Source organism: Hymenobacter setariae (genome assembly GCF_007713685.1).
Classification (GTDB): Bacteria; Bacteroidota; Bacteroidia; order Cytophagales; family Hymenobacteraceae; genus Hymenobacter; species Hymenobacter setariae.
Map to the genome: position 1 here is coordinate 441,063 of NZ_VMRJ01000004.1, position 13,959 is coordinate 455,021.

Annotated in this window: 13 protein-coding genes; 7 read left to right on the forward strand and 6 right to left on the reverse strand. The window is 55.8% G+C overall.

All coding sequences use genetic code 11. The features are described from left to right. Nucleotides 1–466: 466 nt before the first annotated feature. On the reverse strand, nt 467–1,501 hold the full coding sequence (locus FNT36_RS16775) for a hypothetical protein (RefSeq protein WP_144850035.1): 1,035 nt from the start codon (nt 1,499–1,501) through the stop codon (nt 467–469). A 251-nt stretch (nt 1,502–1,752) separates the two neighbouring features. Here FNT36_RS16775 and FNT36_RS26095 point away from each other — a divergent pair, with 251 nt between their 5' ends. Beyond that, on the forward strand, nt 1,753–1,983 hold the full coding sequence (locus FNT36_RS26095) for a transposase-like zinc-binding domain-containing protein (protein ID WP_449404377.1): 231 nt from the start codon (nt 1,753–1,755) through the stop codon (nt 1,981–1,983). Between the two features lie 338 nt (nt 1,984–2,321). Further along, on the forward strand, nt 2,322–2,636 hold the full coding sequence (locus FNT36_RS26010; protein WP_144850037.1) for an integrase core domain-containing protein: 315 nt from the start codon (nt 2,322–2,324) through the stop codon (nt 2,634–2,636). Nucleotides 2,637–2,753: 117 nt separating this feature from the next. Here the strand turns inward: FNT36_RS26010 and FNT36_RS16785 are convergent, their stop codons facing one another. After that, nucleotides 2,754–4,094: a hypothetical protein gene (locus FNT36_RS16785; RefSeq protein ID WP_144850039.1), complete on the reverse strand. Its 1,341-nt coding sequence runs from the start codon at nt 4,092–4,094 to the stop codon at nt 2,754–2,756. 1,002 nt (nt 4,095–5,096) lie between these two features. Between FNT36_RS16785 and FNT36_RS16790 the strand changes: the two genes are divergently transcribed. Next, nucleotides 5,097–5,774, forward strand: coding sequence for a DUF2461 domain-containing protein (locus FNT36_RS16790; RefSeq protein WP_144850041.1), 678 nt, complete (start codon nt 5,097–5,099; stop codon nt 5,772–5,774). Between the two features lie 284 nt (nt 5,775–6,058). On the opposite strand, the gene FNT36_RS16795 is transcribed toward FNT36_RS16790, so the two are convergent. Continuing rightward, entirely contained in the window at nt 6,059–6,421 is a 363-nt protein-coding gene (locus FNT36_RS16795) for a winged helix-turn-helix transcriptional regulator (RefSeq protein WP_144850049.1), read from the reverse strand. Nucleotides 6,422–6,656: 235 nt separating this feature from the next. Here FNT36_RS16795 and FNT36_RS16800 point away from each other — a divergent pair, with 235 nt between their 5' ends. Then, a complete protein-coding gene (locus tag FNT36_RS16800; protein ID WP_144850052.1) occupies nt 6,657–7,424 on the forward strand; it encodes a nuclear transport factor 2 family protein in 768 nt (255 codons plus the stop codon). A 186-nt stretch (nt 7,425–7,610) separates the two neighbouring features. Here FNT36_RS16800 and FNT36_RS16805 read toward each other — a convergent pair whose 3' ends face one another. From FNT36_RS16805 to FNT36_RS16815, 3 genes are all read right to left on the reverse strand, one after another. Then, nucleotides 7,611–8,912, reverse strand: coding sequence for a lactonase family protein (locus FNT36_RS16805; RefSeq protein WP_233635997.1), 1,302 nt, complete (start codon nt 8,910–8,912; stop codon nt 7,611–7,613). Between the two features lie 113 nt (nt 8,913–9,025). Beyond that, a complete protein-coding gene (locus tag FNT36_RS16810) occupies nt 9,026–10,024 on the reverse strand; it encodes an aldo/keto reductase (protein WP_144850056.1) in 999 nt (332 codons plus the stop codon). 65 nt (nt 10,025–10,089) lie between these two features. Then, nucleotides 10,090–10,503 (reverse strand): hypothetical protein, encoded by a 414-nt coding sequence (locus tag FNT36_RS16815; RefSeq protein ID WP_144850058.1) that lies wholly within the window; start codon nt 10,501–10,503, stop codon nt 10,090–10,092. A gap of 303 nt (nt 10,504–10,806) precedes the next feature. On the opposite strand from FNT36_RS16815, the gene FNT36_RS16820 reads away from it, so the two are divergent. Genes FNT36_RS16820 through FNT36_RS16830 form a run of 3 tightly spaced genes read left to right on the forward strand, consistent with a single transcriptional unit; the run spans nt 10,807 to nt 13,798 of the window. Then, entirely contained in the window at nt 10,807–11,934 is a 1,128-nt protein-coding gene (locus FNT36_RS16820; protein ID WP_144850060.1) for a sensor histidine kinase, read from the forward strand. A gap of 12 nt (nt 11,935–11,946) precedes the next feature. Further along, nucleotides 11,947–13,104 carry a sensor histidine kinase gene (locus tag FNT36_RS16825; protein WP_144850062.1) on the forward strand — a complete coding sequence of 386 codons (1,158 nt, stop codon included), beginning with the start codon at nt 11,947–11,949 and terminating at the stop codon, nt 13,102–13,104. Beyond that, entirely contained in the window at nt 13,076–13,798 is a 723-nt protein-coding gene (locus FNT36_RS16830) for a LytR/AlgR family response regulator transcription factor (protein WP_144850063.1), read from the forward strand. Before FNT36_RS16825 ends, FNT36_RS16830 begins: the two co-directional genes overlap by 29 nt. The last annotated feature ends 161 nt before the right edge of the window (nt 13,799–13,959 follow it).

Here is a 13,959-nt window from a genome sequence, read left to right on the forward strand (position 1 = left end):
CCCTGAGTACAAAGGCCCGATTGGCAACAAGTCGAAGCCTTCTTGTAAGCGTCTCGCTACTTTGTAAGACTAGTATATAGAAGGCAGCAAAAAAGCCCCGAAAACCTGCGTTTCCGGGGCTTTTTTGTGAGTAGTCCAATGGTCCATAAAAGGCCCCTTTATTTAAACTGGTCAGTGTAAGTCAGACTGTTTTACTTTATCTGACTAGAACTGCAGCTCTTTGCTTAGGGTGCTAGCCGCGCTAATGAACATGCGGCGGGCTTATTCCTGGGCCGGTGAGTCGCTAAGCTGAATGTGGGGTCCACCCATGCGCTGCGGCACCGGAGCTAGCTTTTGGGACTGCCAAACTCGCGCTTTACTACGGCCAGGTACAAATAGCTACCCTAGGCTGTGAATCCACTACTGGCCGCCTAAGGTAGCTATTTATACGTGCTCACGCTTATTGACTTACTTTCTAAAAGGGCAACTATACATCGTCATTGACATTTGGGTATTTAGTGAACAACTCTTCAGGAAACAGCTCAGAGTGGAGGCAATCCACTAAATCCAGGGTGAGTTGCAAGCTGGAAAGCCAGCGTCGCGTAGGCCGCTCGGGGTCGACTGTGCCATAGGTTTCGACTACCAGGCGCAGGCTCGGGTCGAGTAGCAGTTGCCGGTAGCCCTGCTCCAGGCACCACTCCTTCGTCAGGCGTTGGCTTTGCTCGCCGTTGCGCGATGCTACCACCTGCTGACGGTTATCCGTGAATCCAAGCTGCACAGGCATTGCGTCTTTCTCATCCTGCGGCAAGTCCACCCAGACCCCTGCCAGTTGAAAGGGACGCACATGGGCAGCCTGCACTTGAGGTACCACCACCTTGTCTATGAATGTGTATTCCCGAAACCTGCCCGTTGCGCGCTTGCTATAAAAGTCATATTCCGTCAGCCGGGAAGTGCAGCGTTCGTGCAACAGCGCGCCAGGTCCCGTACGGTCAGCCGATTCGTAGTAGGCCAGGCTTTCTTTCACTCCGCGCTGAATGCGGTCATTGAGCGCCTGCGTGAAAGTTTCAGCCAGTTGGCGCAGCTCACTCAGGTGCTGACAGCACCGCTCCTGGGCAGGAATTTCGCTGGTAAGCAGCTGATTCAGGTACTTGAACAACGTCTTTTCTGCCTCCGGCTCGAGCGTTGCGGAGCGTGGCGTGGCAGCAGAGGTACTCCCCGGCTCCACCGGCTCGTTCAGGCTGGTAACGTCAGTCACTTCCGAAGTAGCAGTCACCGTGGGTGCTGCGATTGCGGGCAGCAGCCCTTGCTGACTCAGCAGTTGCCACCAACGCTCCGCTTTCTGCCCGTAAAGGTAGATGAACGGATTGTTCTGCGCCTGCATCAGGTAGTTATCGTTCGTATCATAGATGAGGCATGTATAATCAGCCGTCTCGAAGGCACTCAAGTAATAAAAGCCGGCACACGGATTATAATGTAGAAAATCCAAATATTCCTGAAGGTACGGGTAAGGAGTAGTAAGCATAAAAAATTTATTATAGGATGAAAAGGTGGTCGCCTCCTTGGGAAGGGTGTACCTTATAGAAATCTTTGGTAAATAGTTTTCCAGCGAAGCTCGCTTTTTTTGAATTTTTCATTTTTTTGCCCAGCCCTCTGCCCTAGTGCGCGGCTACTTACACGCGCTGCAGCCTGTTATTTACTCTCCCCATTAAAATATTAGCGATGGTATAATAGTCATGTTGATACCGCATTGCCAGTATACCAACCATAGTTCACCTGTGCGAGCGGTGCTCAAGCGAGCGCGTGCGCAAAAACGGCAGTAACAGCGGCTGGGCTAAGTACCAGTGCACGGATTGCGGCTACGCCCGCCTTCAAAGCCGAGCGAGTCCTACAAATCGCAGTCGGAGCACGCTAAATCGACGTAGCCCGTGCGTGAGGCATCTCGCCTGCGCTACTAGGCCGTTGGCAGCGCCAAGCGCCGGAACAAGCCTTGTCCAACAGTGCTGAGCGTGAAGTAATTAAGCGCTTGCGGGCTGAGTTGAAGCGCGTGGATAGGGAACGCAACGTTTAAAAAAAGTAGCGGCCATTTATCCCCATCTTCTCCGACCGTGAGTAAGTATAAGTTTACTACTTTGCACACAGTGGGTTACCCTATAGGCGAAACATATTGAATAGTAGACGTGAGCCCCAGCGGCTATTACCAGTAGCGGGCAGCCACCCCACGCCCAGCACTTGGCTGGCAGCCCGCCGCCCAGCGGGCGTTTACCTGCCATACTATACCGGTCACTATAGCACCCGTCACCTGCAGGCCGAATTGCGAGCCGCAGGCGACCGAATGGGCCGTTATGTCCTGCGCAGCCGGCTGCAGGCCAGGGGACAGCAAGCACTCGGCATCCGTCCCAACGCCCGCGTACTACGCCTACCGCGGCAGCCAATACACTATTCTACAATGGATTCAGCTGGTCAAGCCGACCCAGAAAGCATATACCAAGCGCTGCAATGGCTCGCCTCGCCGTGAGTCGCTCGACACCCCGCCGTTTCGCTCGCTGGCCCACGTGCACCAGCTAGTAGCTGGGTGGTTGCGCGACTGCAACCTGCAAGGGCCACATCAAGTCCTGAATTTTATAGCTCCAATCGAATGCAAACCTAACCTCTACTAGCCAGTGGCTTACTGGACAGGAAAGCGTACAATCGGGGAGATATATTTTTTTATTAGCTCACGAAGAGTTCGAGTTTCTCGGTGCGGTAGCGGGTTCTGATTTCTTACCTAAGAACAGCTACTTAACTACTGGGCTCAAGCCAGCTTGCTCTAGGAAAACGCGCCGGATGGTCGCCTCAACCGCTTGCTTATGCGAGGAATGTGATAGGATAGCATCGTGGACGGTCAGCACCTTGATTTTCTGCTTAAGCAACAGCGGACACACCTTCTCCAGCATGAGGTCCGCCTCCATCTTTTGTAACCGTACAGGCAGATTATCACCTGGTTGTGCCTTCCAATAAGTAATAGCAGCAGACACGGCGGGAAACTCCGCCGCAAAAACCTGGCGCATATGGCTGTTCTTGTCTTTATCGAAAAAAATTCCGGCAAAGAATTCTACCTTGAACGCCTTCGTGTATTTACTAGTGAATTTGACTTCTTGGGTGGCCGGGTCCACGGTTCGCAAGCAATTCAAGGTCACCATTGCGCGCTGCATGGACCGGAAAAGATGCTGGTAGAGTGATTTTGCCTCGTCCTTTTCTTCGCATAGAAGCTGCCACTTCTGAACGTCAGCTGGGACTTGGCTCATGCCTTGGGCGTCGCAGTACGCATGAACCAGGCTCGTGAAAAGCAGAGGTTGGGCGCACCGAACATCACTCTCGACTACTGGCTTTTTATCCAGCAGTAAGAAGCGGCGAACAGGACTGGGCATCGCGGTGACCGTCGTAAAGTTTCGCCCTGTTACTTCGCAGTGCTTGAAGCGAAAATCTTGGGCGACAATCCGATTGAGGTGGTAGAGCCAGAGCGAGTAGACCTCCTCGTTCACGACCCGATTACGGAACTTGGCGTAGCTCTTGGTTTCAGCCAGTTCCTGCCAATCAATGGTTTTATCCTTGAGCTTCATCGAGGTGCCCAGCGCCCAGTCACAGAAGGCTAACGCTGCGTCAAAGTCAACAGTAAGACTCTTATTTACAATAGCTTGAAGCTTGCCGTGGATACCTTTTGCCTTCACCTGCATTGGGGTTACTACTTGTAGGGCGCGGGGTAGGGCAATTTCACTGAGTTTGAAGCCTTCCGCCCAGCGCTCGTCCTTGAGCTTGTAGTCCGCCCGGCGCTCATTCTTCTTCACCTGGTAGGTATGCTGCATAATCATCTGCCAGTTCACCAAGTCCTGTCGGATGAGCAGATAAAGCCATGGGCGGTCCCCGGCACCGATTCTACCATAGCGCTTCTTAAGCTTCTTTGTGCTAAGGGTAGTCCAGGCGTTAGGACGAGACTTTTTGGAATGGATGCGGCTACGGATAAGGGAGGTGACCAAATCCAGGTAGCACCAGGCATTAGTATAATAAAACTTCTCGCCGTATTTTATTTTAATTAAATCCGGCAAACTTTTCCCACGTAATTCATATAACTGGGACATTCATAATAAATAATTTTTAAAAGGGACTCTTGCTGGAGTTCCTTTTTTATTTTCCACTCGCCCTCCGAAGCAGGCGTTGGTGGAGTTGGTTTGGGTAGCAGTGCCATGTGTTCATTCTAGTAGAGGGCGCACAAGACTTGCTTCCTTTCCGAGTATTGTAGATTTTATTGACAAATGGTTTTTACTTGGGAAGAGCTAGTCCGTATTTTATTTTCGGTTAAAGCTTAACCCCTACCCAGGACTTCGACCGGACCTGTAGAGGGTAAGGATAAATCCAAAGCCTTTTCCTGTATTTTCTTATTTATCGGCTTGCCATATTAATTATCATTACAATACGTATTCTATTCTACTCATTAATGGGGACGGATTTGGCCTTTTATTATTAACAATCAATTAGTTAAATCTCGCAAAACTTAATATGCCTGACCCACCCCACGACTGCTGCCAAAACCTGTAAGGCTAGTTAGACATGCTGGACGACGCTAATTAGGTCTTCTACTCGACCAACAGCTAGCACCCGCTTCTTAACTACCACTACAGCTACAGGCTGACGCGCGGATGGGTGAGTAAGGAGAGAAGATGTCTAGCTGCTGTTCATGCTCGCGCAGCAGGTAGGCAAACCGCGTATTATTAGCCCAGACATGCTGGCTGCCTGACTGTGAGAGGCACTACGAAAAAGCCTTAGCCTACCCACGATATATTACTATATTTTTCGCCATTATCCACCCAGCGAACTAACCCGCACCACGCCCCGGTGCTGCCTTTGATGCGCACAATTAAGAAGGGCTATACCTAGTGCGCCCCTGCTATAAGCATGAGTCAAAGCCGGTACTGGAAGCCGACTGGCATGACGAGTCCCTACGCACGCTGGCTATCTACCGCTGACGGGGCAACAACGTCCTGTTTGCCCAGAACGTGACCGGCCCAACAGCGGCCAAGTGCAACTCAGTGACCTGGTAGTGCGGGGCTAAACCTCAAGTGGGCTGCGCCGTTTAGCGCGGTATGGACCTTGCTTTCGTGTTAGATTTTCTGCGCCGCCTGGCGGCTAACAATAACACCGCCTGGATGCAGGGGCACCGCGCCGACTACCTGCGTGCCCGCGACACCTTCGCCGCGTTGGTGACAGAAGTGATACGCCAAGTTGCCCCCATTGCTCCCGAGCTGGCGGGCCTCACGCCAGCGCAAGCTATGTTCCGCCTCCTCAAAAATGACCGGAGCCAGACCGACCCGGAACCCTACAAGCGCCGCTTTGGGTCGGGGCTGGTACCGGGCGGGCGGCATGCTGAGCGGGCAGGCTACTTCCTAGCCCTGATGCCGGGTGGCGGTTCCTGGCTGCGGGCAGGACGCTTCACCCCTACCCCTGCCGAGCTAGTCACCATTCGCCAGGAAATCCACTACAGTAGCGCCGAGTTTCACCGCCAATTGGCAGCACCCGAGTTACTCCAACACTTTCCCGCGGGGCTAGATATGACTGTGGAGCAGTTGACGCGCCCACCCCGCGGCTACACCGCCGACGACCCCGACTTGCCGTGGCTGAAGCTTAAGAGCTTCGGCGTGAATAGTTACTTCAGCGATACCGAGGTACTAGCGCCCGATTTTATAGACCGCGTAGTGGCCCGCATTGCCGCCGCCCGACCTTGGGTACAATTCCTCAACGAGGCGCTTGGCGACGGTAAGTAAGCCGCTAAGCAATGACTATCAATGCGCGCAGCAGGGCTTTTCTTTTCAACCGTTCCCAATTTCTTTCGACCATAGGAGCACGAGCGTACCTTCCAGCGCGTCGATGGCACCTTTGGCAGGCTGCCCACTTCGAAAGCTTTCGTAGTCGTTAAGCCACCAATTCTCAGGGGCAAAACGTAGGATGTGCTCTACGGCATCATCACCTGTGCGATAAAGACGCAAACAGCCGCTAACCACGAAGGCAAAATGTGACTCTACGCACTGTTAACGCACTGGCGCATCACTTAAGACTGCTCCAAGCGGCGAGCTACCACTGCTCGAAATTCGTCGCCGTGCGCCTCACCCCAAGACTGCATCGCATCAACCACGGCGAGCAAACTTTCCCCAAAAGGAGTAAGAAAATACTCTACCTTAGGGGGAAGCACGGCATGAATAACCTTATAGATTAGGCCGTCCGCTTCCAACTCCTTGAGTTGCTGGTTGAGGACTCGCGGCGTCGCGGTTGCATTACTGCGGTGCAGTTGACTGGGCCGCCGCAAGTCTTGCCGAATATTATGCAGCAGGCAGGGCTTCCATTTTCCGCCTAGTAATTCCATCGTTACGCCTACGCCGCAGGTGAGCGGCCGCTCCAGCTTGTGTTTGTACATGAGATAATGAGCCACTAAATAGCGATACACCTAAAAGTAGCGGCAGAGCATCCAGCGAGAGGTACGGGGGTGAATTTATCCATACCTGAACAATTTCGCCCTACTTGCCTGCACCAGTGTACGTCTAGACCTTTGCAGCCTGTTAATCAATCGGGTATAAGTTTCAGTACCACAGGCACTGAGGCTATTCGCTATTTGTCAGGTGGGTCGTCTCACTTCTACTCCCCTCTTCCATATGGAACGCACACATAAAGAGAAAACGACGGTGCTACAACGCAGCATCGAACTCGGTACCACTACCCAGCTCGGGCTATTACACCCAACTCGTTATAAACAACATAATCCGAACCTAGCCGATGGGATAGCCGGCATCGACGCCATTCATGGACTGCTCCCACTCGATAAAGTGTACGCGCACGTGGTGCGCGCCTTCGAGGATGGCGACTATGCCTTCGTGCACGTGGATTACCATTTATTCGGCCACACCGTAGCCTTTGATATTCATCGTTACGAAGACGGGGTAGCCGTTGAACATTGGGACAACCTGCAGGATATGCCCGCGGGCCGCAACAAAGCCGGCCGTACCATGACCGATGGCAAAACGCAAGCCATCGATTTGCACAAGACGGCAGCCAATAAGGCCTTAGTGCAGCAGTTTACCCAGCAGGTGCTGGTAGAGCAGCACCTAGATGCAGTAAACACCTATTTTAATGGTGACTACCTCGCCCAGCATAATTCCCACATGGGCGACGGAGTAGCTGAGTTCTTAGAAACGCGGCAGGGCTGGGCGGCGCAGGGTATGCCAGCTCAGTATGACCGATTGCATCTGGTGCTGGGCGAAGGCAATTTTGTGTTAGCGCTGAGCGAGGGAAAATACCTTGATAAGCACGTAGCTTACTACGACCTATATCGCGTTGAGAACGATAAAATTGTAGAGCACTGGGATGTGGTTGAGGAAATTCCGGCTGAGGCTGACCGCAAGAATCAAAACGGCAAGTTTTAGCCTGTCGAACGGAGGTATCTACTGCAGGTAAAACCGAGCTGATAGCCTACTTAATGAGTAAAGCTTGGCCTGCGGCTAAGATAGTGCGTGCTACTAAGCATGGTGCCGGAACAGCAGGGCCGTACCTCTCGGGCAGAAGGGACGCAACCCCTAGCGCTGGCAGCCGAGTTGACGGTGAAAAAAACATTAGCGCACAATGGCTAACGTATGCACGCCTCGCTGCACGGGCAATGAGTAAGCAGTTTTAACTAGGCGCAGGGGCTCGGGACCGCTAACCGCGCCGACCACACGCCAGAAATCAAGGTGGCCCGGCCCCGTGAGGTTATCCAGTTCGCCAAAATTGGCTACGGCCAGCCGCCGGCTGCTGGCATCGAACGTAGCCGACTCCGGCAGCATGCCATCGAAGGCAAAGGTGCCGGCCGCCGTAAGCTGGCCACTAGCCGCGTCTACCGCGAAGAGCGACAGCGAGGCGTAGCGCCCGCGCGCCGGATTACCCAGCGGCAAATAGGTATGTTCTAAGTTGACCGTTACTAGTAATTGCCCGTCGGGACTGATGGTGAGCCCCTCCGGAATGGTACCCGTGGGCAGCCGACTGACAACCTCGTGCACCGGAGCCTGGCTGGGGACCGGATGCGCGTCGAGGCGAATACTAAGCACCGCGCCGCCCTGCGGCGCCTTATTGGGCGGCGGGGCGGGCGTGCCGTTTACGAACAGCGTATGGCCATCGGAGCTGAAACAACTGAGGAGCGTGCCGGCCTCAATGGCTATTTCGTTGCCCCACGGCCGCAGCTGCCACTGCTGGCCAACGGGTTGCACCTCAACCATCAGCACCCGGTGCCGGGTGACGTTGGTGAGGGCCAGCAGCGGGCGGGTCGGGTGAAAGAGGGCATGCACCAGTTCATCGCCGGGCGTCCAGCCCGGAATGGGTACGGCTACCCCGCCCGTTAGCTGCCCCCCTGCTAGGTGGTAAAGCCACAGCGGCGCGGTCGTGCCATCGCCGGCTGGGTGCACCGCCAAGGCCACCAGCGTGCCATCGGCACTCACCGATACCGAAACGGCCCGCGCCGGCCCCACCAGCTGCTGCACTACGCGCGGCTTCTGAGGGTCTCGTAAATCCACCACTGTGAGGGTACGCCCGTTGGGTAACCCACTCAGCTTAACGTCAGCACCCGAGGCTAGGCGAGGGCCGCGTGTTTCAATAACGATAGCATAGCGGCCATCGGGCGTGGTCGTGACGGCAGCGGGCGGGCCGGTGACGGAGTTGCTCAGGGGCAGCGTGCGCACGCTGGTAGGAGCTGCGCGCTGACCATCGAAGGCCAGCACGCTGAGCACATCGGTGCCGGCTACGGGGCCTAGATGGTCGTCGGCATAAGCAGAGGGCACCATGTCGGCGTCAGATAACGCGAGCAAAATTTTAGCCTGAAAGTCATCATTTTGCAGCGCAGGCTGGGCGACTAGCTGCGCTTGTAAAGCAGTAGCCAGAAGCATAAAGCTAGCCGTACCAAGTAGCCGTACGGACGAGAAGAAGGCACGCATAGAGTGGCAATAAGGTTAAACGAACGCAACTGAGGATGCCTTGTGAGTCTCGGCTACATCACTAGCTAACTAAATGCCTCCGGGTAGGCAGCTCCGACTACGCTGCCAACTGGCAGTAGTGCTTCCAACTCGGCTAGTTCGGCTTGGGTAAGGGTAAGCTGTGCTGCCGCCACGTTTTGCTCGAGGTAAGAGCGGCGCTTAGTACCAGGAATAGCGACTACCTCCTGCGCGAGTACCCACGCCAGCGCGAGCTGCGCGGGAGTGATGACCTTGGCCTGGGCCACAGCGGTGAGTGCTCGTACCAAGGTTAGGTTTTTGGTAAAGTTCTCGCCTTGGTAACGTGGAAAAAAGCGACGCGAATCACCCGGCTCGAAGTCATCGGGCGTCTTGATACTACCCGACAAGAAGCCTCGGCCGAGCGGCGAGTAGCCCACAAAGCCAATACCCAACTCGCGCGCAGCTTGCAGCACACCACTGGCTTCTGCGCGGCGGTCAAAGAGTGAGTACTCCATTTGCAGGGCCGTGAGGGGGTGCACCTGGTGGGCCCGCTGCAACTCCGCCGCCGTTACTTCGCTTAGCCCTATGTAGCGGACTTTACCTTCTTCAACCAAGCGGCTCATGGCGCCCACCGTTTCCTCCAGGGGAGTGGCGGGGTCAGGGCGGTGCAGATAGTAGAGGTCTACGTAATCGGTGCCTAGATTCCGCAGCGAGCGTTCGATGCTCCGACGCACGTAAGCTGGCTGGCCGTTGCGCCGCCCCGTAAAGACACCCGCTTCGTCCAGTTCAAACCCGAACTTGGTAGCGACGATATACTGGTCGCGCTGGCCCGCAATAGCACGACCCACAAGTTGCTCGTTGGTGAGCGGGCCATACAAATCAGCTGTATCGAGCAGATTCACGCCGAGTTCGCGGGCGCGATGAATGGTGGCGAGGCTTTCGACCTCGTCAGCCGCGCCATATACGTTCATGCCGTTTACGCCCCCACTCATGCCCATGCAGCCGAGGCCCTCCACGGGTACTACCAGCCCCTGGCTTCCAAGGGGTATCTGTTTGATAAAGCTCATGAGCAAGAAATAGCTACTGGGGTAATAATTAAGTTAAGTATCCCGAGAATCTAGTATCAGCTTGCTCAAGGTGTTACTAGGGTCACTACCACAGGGCTAAGCCTACCCAAACGCACTGTTTGGGTATACTGGTCACCCGGCGTTTGCAGGGCAATAGTATAGTTACCAGCTGGATAGGCAGCCAAGTCAAAATCACCGGCAAAACGCGAATAGCGCATCAATTCCGAATACAGCACCTGTCCCCGCTCATTACGTAGTTCCAAGCGTACCGAGCCATAGTGAGCACTCTCGTACCGCACCCGCACCACGGGTAAATCAGCCAGTGGGGTGATGATGACGCGGAGCCCGGCGGCGGGTTCTGCCTGGCGAGTTGGATTGAGTTGCTGGCGGGCTACGCTTGGCGACGGAGTGGCTAGCCCCAGACACAATAGCGCCAGCGCAACTGCTTGTGGACACAGAACCTGAAATGTGACTTTCATAGGTTTTATTAATTAGTTGACAACTCATTGCCTACCGATATAAGAAGGAATATCAGCGACAAGTCAAAGGTATCGGCCCTGGTCAGGCGTGAAAATCTTGTTCGTCCGGGGGGCCGCCTAGGGGTATCGAAAGGGGATAGCTGGCGACGAAACCATTCGGTCGGCCAGTACCAGCTTTTCAGCGACGCATGGCATTGTCTAGCGACGAAAAAGACGTCTCTGTCGCCAGCAGAACAGCAGACCGCTTTAGTTTGAGGACCAAGCGCTTCTTTTGCAGCTTTCCCCACTAGGAAACCCTTTACCATGCACGAGTTTGCGCGCTTTCTGGCTCCCGACCGCTCGGCCCTCGACTGGCTGCGGCGACACGGGGCTTTTTGGCTGGTATTCGTGAGCCTGCTGGGTGCCTCGTGGCGGTACTGGTCGGGTAGCTGGGCAGATGTGCTGCGGTGTATCATCCCGCTCGTTGGGTTCGAGTATTTGCCCATGACCTACCTGCTGCTGTACGGCGTGCTGCCGCGACTACTACGGGGCCAGGCGCGGGCATTTGGCCTGGGGGTAGTGGGCTGGCTAGCCGCGTTTCTATTGCTGCGCCTAGGGCTGCTCCAAAGCAACCTGGTACCCTTTATAGACCAAGCTCCTACCCTACCAGCTGACCGTTGGCGCCACTTGTTCGATGCCAGCTTCATGGTTACAAACAGCCTTGTGGTGGCAGCGGCGTCCCTCAAGGTATTCCGGTATCAGTACCAGCAGGAACAGCTTAATCAAGAATTAGCCCAGCACACGCTAGCGGCTGAGCTGCAACTGCTGAAAGCGCAGGTGCAACCACATTTTTTGTTTAACACCCTCAATACTATCTACTCCCTCACGCTGCGCCAATCGGCGCAAGCCAGCCACGCTGTGCGCCAGCTCGCGGGCTTGCTGCGCCAGGTTACCAGTAGTGCCGACATACTGGCCGTGCCGCTGACGCAGGAAATAGACCTGCTGCGCAATTATCTGATTTTGGAGGAGTTGCGCTATGGCGCTCGCTTGACGGTAGACCTGCGCGTGACGGGCAAGCTAGTAGGTCAGCAGCTCGCCCCGCTGCTGTTACTGCCCTTTCTGGAAAACGCCTTCAAACACGGCGCCGCCGCCCAAACCGGCCCCGTGCGCCTGGAACTTCACCTGCACGCGACAGCCACAACGCTGCACTTCTACTTGCGCAACACCTGTGACCCCGCCAGTCCAGCACTAAATAGCCAACCAGGTGGCCTGGGCCTGCCCAATGTACGCCAACGCCTTGCCCTGCTATACCCCGGCTGCCACAGGCTGCACCTGCGCCCTACCCCCACCCACTACACAGTGGAGCTCACGCTACCTCTGGAGATGGTCCCGGCCAGGGTTACTGGGCCAGTTCGCGGGAAGTACCCGCGGCCCCTACTAGCCACTTCGTAGCCACCCCAGCGCATGTTTTCCTTCCTGCCCGCTACGCGCCTGTTTCGGCACCTGCTTTTCTGGGGGGCCATGCTCGTCTATTTTGGCGTGCCGCAGGGTATTTATCCTGACTACCGCAACACAGTAGCCAGCTATTTCTTCGGGTTCAATTACCAGCAATCGCCGCACTTTCTGCCTATCCTGTTTGGCTACGTGCTAGGGGTTGGGCTGCTGTACGCCTATGCGTTTCGAGGGTGGGTGCTACCCCCGCTGCTGGCCGGCCGGCTGGCCAGTAGCCTCGGGCGGTTTGTGTTGCTCACGCTAGGCATCTGTTACCTGTTTCGGCTGTTGAGTGCGCTGCACGTAGCCTGGCTCGACCCCTGGCTGCGTCACTTACCCGCTCAACCACTCGACCCCCGGCATTTTCAGGGTCTGTTCGTCAATCAGGTCTACATTCATGAGTATGGCACTGTCATCTTGCTGATTGCTACTTACAAGCTGCTGCAAAACTGGCAGCGCCAGCAGCAGGCTGCCGGGCAGTTGGTTCGCGAGCAAGCCCGCGCCGAGTTACAGTTGCTCAAGGCACAACTGCACCCGCAACTCCTACTAGGCAGCCTGTCTACCCTCGAACGGTTACTTGACGAGCAAGACCCTCAGGCGCCCGGCCTGCTCCTAACGCTGTCGCAATTTCTGCGCTATGTGCTCTACGACAGCCAAGCCGAATACGTACCCTTGAGCCAAGACCTAAGCGCCTTGCAGCAGTATCTTACGCTAGAGCAGGCCCGGCTGGGCCAACAGTTAGAGGTGTCTTTTCACGTGGCCGGGCAGGCGAACAGCCAGCCTATAGCACCGCTACTGTGGCTGCCTCTGCTCGAGCAGCTACTCCCGCAAGGAACAACCGCCGACGGCCCTGGCTGGCTCAGCGCACAGCTGACGTTGACCGGCAACCAGCTGAAGATGAGCTTTGCCCTGACTACTGCGCTAGAGGAGACACCTGCTTTCTCTGAACCCCATCTGTTAGCATTGCGCCGTCACTTAGCGGCGCGTTACGCTGACCGTCATACGCTACGCCTGACGCCTGAGCCAGGCTTGCTGCTAGCGGTGCTCACGCTGGAGTTAGTGGCTCATTCCCATCCTGAAACTCCCGATTTCTCTTCTACTTATGCCCCTGCGCTGCCTGCTCGTAGATGACGAGCCCCCGGCCTTGGATGTGCTGGAAACGTACGTGCGCGCCGTGCCCACGCTGGAGCTAGCCGGGCGCTGCGAAAATGCGCTCCAAGCCTTCCAGGTGCTTCAACAGCAGCCGGTAGACGTGCTGCTGCTCGACATTCAGATGCCGCAGCTGCTGGGTACCGATTTCCTGCGCTCATTGCGCCATCCCCCGCCGGTTATTTTCACCACGGCCTACCCCCAGTATGCCCTCGAAGGCTTCGAGCTCGACGTAGTAGACTATTTGCTGAAGCCCATCGCCTTCGACCGCTTTCTGCGGGCCATTGATAAGGTAGCGGGACGACACGCGCCCGCCACGGGCACCCCTAATATTGCACCCGTTCCGCTGCCGGTAGAGTCACCCGAGGCGTTTATCTATGTGCGCACCGACCGCCGCGCCGTGAAAGTGGTACTGCGCACTATCCAGTACGTGGAAAGCCAAAAGGATTACGTGCGCATCGTCACCAACACCGATAAGCCCCTACTGGTTAAGCAATCGCTCAGCAGCTTGGCCGAGTTGTTACCCGCCGACCAGTTCTTGCGCATCCACCGCTCTTTTATCGTGGGGCTGCACCACGTCAAGTCCTTTACCACGCAGCACCTAGAAGTAGCTGGGCAGGAACTGCCCGTCGGTGGCCTTTACCAAAAGGAAGTACAACGGAGCCTAGGCGGGTAACACTAAGTCAGGCTAGTTGGCCTGTCGTAAAGAGAATTCAGTTGACTGTGGCTTGTCTTAGAGCGTCGCCATAGTAATCACGAAGTGGTAGCGCACGTCGCCTTGCGGCGATTGTGCAGCACTTCAGTCATCGCAATCGGCAGGACCAGGAATGACTGTGG

Bases quoted from the DNA above. Each gene is read 5' to 3' on its own strand.
- FNT36_RS16775 (WP_144850035.1), bottom strand. From the start codon at position 1,501: ATGCTTACTACTCCTTACCCGTACCTTCAGGAATATTTGGATTTTCTA.
- FNT36_RS26010 (WP_144850037.1), top strand. From the start codon at position 2,322: ATGTCCTGCGCAGCCGGCTGCAGGCCAGGGGACAGCAAGCACTCGGCA.
- FNT36_RS16785 (WP_144850039.1), bottom strand. From the start codon at position 4,094: ATGTCCCAGTTATATGAATTACGTGGGAAAAGTTTGCCGGATTTAATT.
- FNT36_RS16790 (WP_144850041.1), top strand. From the start codon at position 5,097: ATGGACCTTGCTTTCGTGTTAGATTTTCTGCGCCGCCTGGCGGCTAAC.
- FNT36_RS16795 (WP_144850049.1), bottom strand. From the start codon at position 6,421: ATGTACAAACACAAGCTGGAGCGGCCGCTCACCTGCGGCGTAGGCGTA.
- FNT36_RS16800 (WP_144850052.1), top strand. From the start codon at position 6,657: ATGGAACGCACACATAAAGAGAAAACGACGGTGCTACAACGCAGCATC.
- FNT36_RS16805 (WP_233635997.1), bottom strand. From the start codon at position 8,912: ATGCTTCTGGCTACTGCTTTACAAGCGCAGCTAGTCGCCCAGCCTGCG.
- FNT36_RS16810 (WP_144850056.1), bottom strand. From the start codon at position 10,024: ATGAGCTTTATCAAACAGATACCCCTTGGAAGCCAGGGGCTGGTAGTA.
- FNT36_RS16815 (WP_144850058.1), bottom strand. From the start codon at position 10,503: ATGAAAGTCACATTTCAGGTTCTGTGTCCACAAGCAGTTGCGCTGGCG.
- FNT36_RS16820 (WP_144850060.1), top strand. From the start codon at position 10,807: ATGCACGAGTTTGCGCGCTTTCTGGCTCCCGACCGCTCGGCCCTCGAC.
- FNT36_RS16825 (WP_144850062.1), top strand. From the start codon at position 11,947: ATGTTTTCCTTCCTGCCCGCTACGCGCCTGTTTCGGCACCTGCTTTTC.
- FNT36_RS16830 (WP_144850063.1), top strand. From the start codon at position 13,076: ATGCCCCTGCGCTGCCTGCTCGTAGATGACGAGCCCCCGGCCTTGGAT.